The sequence below is a fragment of the Actinoplanes sp. NPDC051633 genome, from assembly GCF_040681735.1.
Classification (GTDB): domain Bacteria; phylum Actinomycetota; class Actinomycetes; order Mycobacteriales; family Micromonosporaceae; genus Actinoplanes.
The window spans coordinates 1-6,370 of record NZ_JBFAZH010000384.1 but is presented as its reverse complement, the minus strand read 5'-3'; the positions used below and the strand labels follow the sequence as shown (position 1 = coordinate 6,370).

Sequence of the window (6,370 nt, the reverse complement as noted above, 5' to 3'; positions counted from 1 at the left end):
CATGGCAAATATTGAGCGCCCGGAAACAAGGAGGAACCGGCATGATAGAGCAGGTCGGCGGTGGTGCCGGCACAGACGGAGAAGGCGTGCACCCTAAGGAGGAACGGCCATGACAAGCCTTCCCGGAGTGAGGCAACCGGGCCCGGACGCCGCTCCGCTGGCAGTCCTGCTCAACCAGGCCGACAGCCAGAACGATCTCGGTGTGGTGGAGATGACGATGACGCCTGGCACGGCGGGCCCGCCGCTCCATCTTCACCCCACCCACGGCGAGGGCTTCTACGTGCTCGCCGGCGAGCCGACCTTCCGAGTCGGCGCCGACATCGTCACCGGTGGTCCCGGCTTGTTCGTCTTCGCACCGAGGAATGCCCCGCACACGCTGGCCAACCACGGTACGACCGACGCCCGGATCCTGTGCCTGTTCGCGCCCGGCGGGTTCGAACGACGGTTCGAGCGGATGCTCGCGCGCGAGTCCGGCCAGGACATCCCGGACGCGTTGGCAGAGCTCGCCCAGGCGGAACGACTGACGAAGTTGATCGGCCCGCCGCTGACCCCGCCGGCCTGACCCGCCGGGCAGGTGGGCAACGTGGTTCCACTCGTCACATGTCGGGCATGGGTTCGACGGAGACGAGCTCGAGCCCGAAGTCACGGACGCGAGTGAGGAGTCCGTGGAGCTGCCCCTGGTCGAAGGGTCCCGTGACGAGGCGGGTCTGCCCGTTCCCGGAGTCGATTGTGGCGCCGGGGAACGCGTCGGTGAAACGGGTGCCGAGGCGGCCCTCAATCGTGACGGTGTAGCGCCTCGATTGCATTGGTTCCTCCTGTGCGGCTGGGTTGGGCTTCGACCATCTCTCGGATGTGGGTGAGTGGGCATCCCCCAGGGTGAGATGAACGCCGGGTCAGTGGATCAGACCCAGCTCCCGGGCGCGGGCGACGGCGTCGGCGCGCGTCTGGACGCCGAGCTTGCGGAAGATGCTTCGCGAGTGCGTCTTGACGGTGTTGAAGGAGATGAAGAGGGCACCGCCGATCTCGCGCTGGGACAACTTGCCGGCCAGAAGACGAAGCACGGCCGTTTCCCGTTCGCTGAAGTCGGGCGGTGGTGACGTGCGGCGCGACACCGCTCGGCGCGGACGGTTCGACGGCGATCCGGCCTGCTCGATCAAGGCGGCGATGACCGGACCCGGATCGGGGCAGGCACTGATCGCCGATCGGGCGTTCTCCACGTACAAGTCCGCAGCTGCCTCGTCGGCGCCGGCCCGGGCTGCGGCGCTGAGCGCCAGGTAGGCGTGGGCGATCTCCACCGGGCCACTGCCGCGGTGCGCCCCCTCGATCACGCGGGTCAGTTCCGTACGGGCCTGCTGCCATCGCCCTTCCCGGGTCAGCCGGCCGGCCCGGGCGATGTGGGCGGTCGTCGTGATTCTTGAGTACTCGTCCAGTCCCAGCCGCGCCGACAGCGCCAGTGCCTCCTCGGACCTGGCCCGCGCCGCATCGTGATCGCTGCGCAGCTGGTGAACGAGGCCGAGCAGACCGAGACAGGTGATCCACGGCGGATGGAACCGTGTCGCCTCACACCGCCGCAATCCTTCGTGCAGCGTTGCCAGCCCCTGCTCGCGATGTCCGAGCCAGAACTGGGACGCGCCCAGCCAGGTGCACGTGACGGCGTCCCACGGCGACGACTCGTCGGCCCCGCGCAGCGCCGCCTCACCGGCCGTCCGGCAGGCTTCGAGATCACCGAGCAGCCAGCCGTGGACGGCGCGGAGGCAGTCCGCAGCGGCGGCGCCGGAACGGAACCCGTCGTGGAACGGGCCGCGTGCGGGCGCGCGAGCCGCCTGACTGATCCAGTATTCGACCTCGTCGAGCCGGCCGGTGGCGATCGCTGTCAATGCGCCGGCCACACAGAGCCGGGAGTCACTCTCGATGAAAGCGGCGGGGAGCTGGTCCAGCCAGGCTCGGACGGTCTCGTGCCTGCCGGAGGTGGCCAGTGGTAGCCACGAGGAGGCGATCAACTCGCCGGCCTCGTCCAGGTCGCCGGCGGCCACGAGGTGCGAGATTGCTTCGGCAGGCTCGCCGTGCCGGCGCAGCCAGCCGGCGGCGCGCCGGCTGGCCGCTGCGGCGGCCGGTGGATCGGTGCCGGCCAACTCGTTGCGCAGCAGCTCGCGGAACAGGTGGTGATAGCGGTACCACTGCCGTCGGTTGTCGAGGGCCAGCAGGAATGAGTTCGACCGCTCGATGTCCGCCAGCATCGCCGCCGAGCCGGTGCCGTCGACGACCTCGTCGCACAGCGGCGCGCACAGCCGGTCCAGGATCGACGTCAACAACATGAAGTCGCGGGTCCGGGCGGACTGACCGGTGAGGACCTCCGTCGTCAGATAGTCCACGACGTTGCGGTCGTCCCCGGCGAACGCGTCGATGAACCCGTGGGCGTCGGTTCGGCCGCGCAGCGACAGTGCGGCCATGTAGAGGCCGGCGGGCCAGCCTTCGGTGCGTTCCACCAGCCGCGCCACGTCCGGAGGCTCGAGATCGAGCTCCTGATGCGTGATCAGCAGGGTCTGGGCTTCGTCCAGCGTGAACTGCAGGTCCGCCACGGCGATCTCCAGCAGCTGCCCGCGGCCCCGCAGCCGCGACACCGGCAGCGGCGGCTCGACCCGGGTGGACAGGGCCAGCTCGAGGGTATTCGGCGCATGATCAACGAGGTACGACACGGCCTCATGCACCTGGCCGTTGTCGATCGCGTGGTAGTCCTCCAGCACGAACACGCTGGTGTCGGTGATGTCGTCCAGCTCGTTCAGCAGGACCGGCAAGACTTGCTCGACGACGTCCACGCCCGGCGTGCGAAGGAGCGGGGCGGACCGCTCGCCGATGGTACCGGTCAGCGACTGAAGAGCCTCGATCACGTACATGAAGAACCGGATCGGATCGTTGTCGCCGCGGTCCAGCGTCAGCCACGCGAACGGTCGCGGATCAGCCGCCGACCAGGCGTTGAGCAGACTCGACTTGCCCCAACCGGCCTGACCGCGAACGAGCGTCAACCGGCGAGCCGGACCGTGCACCAGTCGTTCGAGCAAGGCGGGACGCGGCACCAGCGCCCGCGCGATCGGGGCATGCACCTTGGTGCGGATCAGCGGGACGGCGGGCACCCCGGCCACCGGCATGGCATCACCGTACCCGCTGCGCCGCCGGCCGCGAACACCTCGCGAGGTGCGGGATCACCCAGGTGAAAGCCCATCCGGGTGAAGACGCCTCACCCAGGCCCGCACCAGTCTCACGGCGAGCCAGTTCACACCGCTTCGGGAGGTTGGTCATGTCCGAGTCACCGCTCAGTACGCATGCCGGGTCGATCGCCGTCGGCGCCGGCGGGCTGTTCGCCGCCGCTCACCTCGGCATGTTCGTCACCGGAGACCGCAGCGACCTTGTCGCCATGATGAAGGACCCGCTGTTCCTGCCGTTCAACTCGGCGTACGCGCTGGCGTTCCCGTTGCTCCTGATCGCCCTGGTCGCCATGTACGAGCGGCAGGCGCGCGCAGCCGGTGGATTCGGAGCGGTCGCATTCTGCACCGCGGCCACCGGAACGGTCGCCCTGGCCGGCGACATGTGGTTCGAGGGATTCGCCGTACCGTGGCTCGCCCAGGTCGCCCCCGCGACGTTCGAGGCGGACCGGTCCGGGACTCTGCTGTCGGCGGCCTGGCTGGTCAGCGTCGTGCTCTTCGCGCTCGGCTGGGCCCTGTTCGGTCTCGCGTCGTGGCGGGCCCGCAGCCTGCCGCCGGCCCTGTCGGTAGCCCTCGCGGTCGCCGGTGCGGTCGGCTTCCAGGCCGCGATCCCGCCCTGGGGTGTCCCCCTCGGCCTGGCCGTCGCCGCCGCCGGCATCTGGATCATCCGGCAGGACCGCACGACCCGTCGGCTCAAGGCCGACCCCGACCGCGGACCGTTCGCGGCGGCTTCCCGATGACCCCTTCCCTGCCGTCCCGACCGCCCCGTCCACCCGCTGACTCACGAAGGTTGCTCGCCATGAGACCACGTACCGCGGCTGTCCTGACGGCCCTTGCCCTGTTACCGCTCGCCGGCTGTTCGGCAGCATCGACCACCACGGCCGAGGTGAGCTACCAGATCGACGAACGACTGACAGCGCTGACGATCGCCGCCCGCGCCGCCGGGGTCGAGATCGTCACGGCTGACGGCCCCGTGACCGTCATCGAGAAGCACCGCTACTCGAAAGGTAAGCCGGACACCACCCATCGCGTGGACGGTCAGACGTTGCGGCTCATCGACGCCGGTTGCGGCGACGACAAGGTGCGCTGCGAAGTCCACTACGCCATCCGCATGCCCAAGGCCATGTCGGCAGAGATCACCGCCGACGCGGGCGCGGTCAAGGTGGACGGCCTGGCGGGCAACCTGCGGATCACCACCGACGCCGGCGCCGTAGAGGCTCGCCGGCTCACCAGTGCCGAGGTGACCGTCACGACCGATGCCGGGGCGGCGTCCGTGGAGTTCGCCGCGCCGCCGACCCTGGTCCGGACCACAACCAGCTTCGGGCCGGTCGACGTCCGGGTGCCGGACACCACCGCCTACGCCCTGGACATCGACACGTCGGTCGGCAAGACCACGGTGAACGTCGACGAGGATCCCGCATCGAAACACCACATCACGGTGCGCACCGACGTGGGGCCCGTGACGATCGCGCACCTGCCATGACTGGATCGGACCGCATACCCGCATCGGAAACAACGCCCGCAGAAGGAGCTTCGGTCATGCGAAACATGCCGGTGGAATCGGAGAACACAGAAGTCGTCATCGTCGGCGCCGGGCCTACCGGCCTCACCGCGGCGGTGCGGCTGGCCCAGCTGGGCATCCCGTACGTCCTGCTCGACGCACGAGCCGAACCGACCTCGACCTCCAACGCGGCCCTGGTCCACGCGGCAAGCCTCGAACTGCTCGCCGAACTCGGGGTCGGCGACGCGCTCGTGGCGGCGGGCCGCCAGATCCGCCGCATCGCCATGATGGACGGCGACCGAACCCTTCTACGGGTGCCCTTCGGCGACCTGCCGACCCGGTATCCCTTCGCCCTCGGCGTACCGCAGAGCACCACCGAGGCTCTGCTTCTGCAGCAATTGGCCGAGCCGGCCGGAACCGTACGCCGCCGGCACCGCGTCCATACCGTGAGCGCAGACGGCGACGCCGTCACCGTCACGGGCACCGCCGGATCACCCGGCGAACCCGCGCCCTTCACCATTCGCGCCCGCTATCTCATCGGGGCCGACGGCTCGCACAGCACCATCCGGACCGCTCTCAAGCTCGACTTCCCCGGCCAGACGTACCCGTCGCAGTTCGTGCTCGCCGACGTGGCGCTCACCGGCGCACGCGAGGCCGACGACGAGGCCACCATCAACATGTCCGCCCACGGCGTCACCGTGATTGCCCAGCTGCCCAGCGGCAATCACCGGATCGTCGCCACCGTCGACGCCGGCGTGAAGGTGCCCGACCGGCCGGACGGCGCGTTCGTCGACGCCCTCCTGCGCGATCGCGGCATCACCGCACGCTCGGCGGTCGAGCCGGTCTGGTCGTCGGCGTTCCGGGTGCACCACCGGGTCGCCGCCAGGTTCCGCATCGGGCGGGTGTTCCTCGCCGGCGACGCCGCCCACATCCACAGCCCAGCGGCCGGACAGGGCATGAACACAGGCATCGCGGACGCCTACGACCTGGCCACCCGGCTGGCCGCCGTGCTCGCCGGACAGGCCGGGGAGTCGAGCCTCGACGCCTACGACCGCGGACGCCGCGCCGTGGCGCTCGAGGTGCTGACCTTCACGGACCGGCTCACCAGGGTCGCCATGATGCGCCATCCGGTCGCCCGTTTCGCCCGGCGCGCGGGGACGGGAACAGTCGGGCGACTACGTCCGGTCCAGCGGCGGCTGGCCATGTGGGTGACCGGCCTGCAGCGCAGCCCGCTGCGCGGGGATCTGCCCGCCGTCACGCCCGTCAAGGTACGCAGCGCGAGATAGTCGCCGCGGTCGATGCCCGGTGGTCACCACCCGATCAGGAAAAGGACGCCCGCGGCGGCCAGACCGCATTCCACCAGGATCACGAACACCCGATCGCTGATCCGCCCGACGATCTTCCTGCCGACCCACGCCCCGGCCATCGTGGCCGGCGTCAGCACGACCCCGAACAGCAGCACAGGTCCGGTCAGCAGATCTCCGGTCCCGTAGGCGGCGATCTTCGCCAGATGCATGGTCAGCGCGCTCGCCGCCTCGGTGCCGATGTACGCCGCCCGGGTCAATCCGTAGGCGAGGAAAAACGGAGCGGTCAACGGGCCGACCGAGCCCAGCAAAGCCGACCCCAGCCCGGACGCGGCCCCGATCACGGCGAAGCTGCGATCGGCCGG

General features: G+C 70.2%; 7 protein-coding genes. 4 read left to right on the top strand and 3 right to left on the bottom strand.

The annotated features are described in order from the left end of the window. The first annotated feature begins 109 nt into the window (after positions 1–109). The gene (locus AB0M20_RS21325; protein WP_364300626.1) at positions 110–562 is read left to right on the top strand and encodes a cupin domain-containing protein; all 453 of its coding nucleotides are present in this window, start codon (positions 110–112) and stop codon (positions 560–562) included. Between the two features lie 34 nt (positions 563–596). Here AB0M20_RS21325 and AB0M20_RS21320 read toward each other — a convergent pair whose 3' ends face one another. Together AB0M20_RS21320 and AB0M20_RS21315 are read right to left on the bottom strand one after the other, a co-directional pair. Next, positions 597–806, bottom strand: a complete 210-nt coding sequence (locus tag AB0M20_RS21320; RefSeq protein WP_364300624.1) for a hypothetical protein — start codon at positions 804–806, stop codon at positions 597–599. Positions 807–893: 87 nt separating this feature from the next. Next, positions 894–3,146: a LuxR C-terminal-related transcriptional regulator gene (locus AB0M20_RS21315; RefSeq protein ID WP_364300623.1), complete on the bottom strand. Its 2,253-nt coding sequence runs from the start codon at positions 3,144–3,146 to the stop codon at positions 894–896. A 149-nt stretch (positions 3,147–3,295) separates the two neighbouring features. On the opposite strand from AB0M20_RS21315, the gene AB0M20_RS21310 reads away from it, so the two are divergent. From AB0M20_RS21310 to AB0M20_RS21300, 3 genes are read left to right on the top strand one after another with little or no spacing between them, the layout of a single operon-like run. Beyond that, on the top strand, positions 3,296–3,940 hold the full coding sequence (locus AB0M20_RS21310) for a hypothetical protein (RefSeq protein WP_364300621.1): 645 nt from the start codon (positions 3,296–3,298) through the stop codon (positions 3,938–3,940). 59 nt (positions 3,941–3,999) lie between these two features. After that, a complete protein-coding gene (locus AB0M20_RS21305) occupies positions 4,000–4,683 on the top strand; it encodes a DUF4097 family beta strand repeat-containing protein (RefSeq protein ID WP_364300619.1) in 684 nt (227 codons plus the stop codon). A 56-nt stretch (positions 4,684–4,739) separates the two neighbouring features. Continuing rightward, complete coding sequence (locus AB0M20_RS21300) at positions 4,740–5,987, top strand: FAD-dependent oxidoreductase (protein ID WP_364300617.1); 1,248 nt, start codon at positions 4,740–4,742, stop codon at positions 5,985–5,987. Positions 5,988–6,010: 23 nt separating this feature from the next. Here the strand turns inward: AB0M20_RS21300 and AB0M20_RS21295 are convergent. Continuing rightward, positions 6,011–6,370, bottom strand: a 360-nt coding sequence (locus AB0M20_RS21295; RefSeq protein WP_364300615.1) for a TSUP family transporter, incomplete at its 5' end; no start/stop codon positions are given.